We start from the raw sequence: 905 nt of genomic DNA on the forward strand, positions 1-905 counted from the left end.
GGGGCGCTGCGCCAACAGACGACCCCGCAGATCAAGGACAGGCCGCCATGACTTTGCCACGGGATTTCATCGGTGTCGACGTTTCGAAGGATTGGCTCGACACCTTCTCGCTCAGCTCCGGTCGGCATGACCGGATTGCCAATACAGAACAGGACCTTGCCCGCTTCGCCCGCCAGGCCGCGGGCTGTTTTGTCGTCTTTGAGGCGTCAGGCGGTTATGAGCGCGCTTTGACCGCGGCGCTCGTCAAGGCGGCGGTCGTGCATGCCCGAGTCAATCCGCGCCAGGCGAGGGAATTTGCGCGGGCAACCGGGCGGCTGGCCAAGACGGACCGGGTCGATGCAGAGATCCTTGCCCGGATGGGCCAGGCTCTGGACTTGAAACCGACACCGCCCGAGGACGAGGACCGCGCCCGGCTCGCAGAGCTGGTGGCGCGCCGGGATGATCTGATCGGCATGATCGGAAGGGAAAGAAACCGCGCGCACATGGCGCGCGATCCCTGGATCTCGTCAGAAATCGCTATGCTTCTCAACGTGTTGGCAAAGCACCTTGCCGATGTGGATGACGCAATCGCCGCCCTGATCGAAAGCCGGGACGCCCTGGCCAGCGCCAGCCGCCGTTTGCGATCGGCCCCCGGGATCGGACCTGTACTGGCCGCCGTGATCCTCGCCCGCCTGCCAGAGCTTGGACAGCTCGATCACCGGCGCATCGCGGCCCTGGCCGGGATGGCACCCCACGCCCGCGATTCAGGCACCCTGCGCGGCAAACGCCGCATCTGGGGCGGGCGACCCGCCATCAGACGCAGCCTCTACCTGGCCGGCCTCATCGCCTCACGCCACGATCCGAACATCAAAGCCTTCAGAGCACGACTCGCCGCCGCCGGAAAACCGACAAAAGTCGCCATCATC

The 905-nt window shown here is 65.9% G+C and carries 1 protein-coding gene; it reads left to right on the top strand.

Annotated features, from left to right (window positions below; genetic code table 11):
- Positions 1-47: 47 nt before the first annotated feature.
- Positions 48-905 (top strand): IS110 family RNA-guided transposase (locus tag AC1DVR_RS23605; protein WP_478003063.1); only part of this gene is annotated, 858 nt, incomplete at its 3' end.

It is taken from the genome of Rhodobacter sp. P2_H5, from assembly GCF_056403335.1.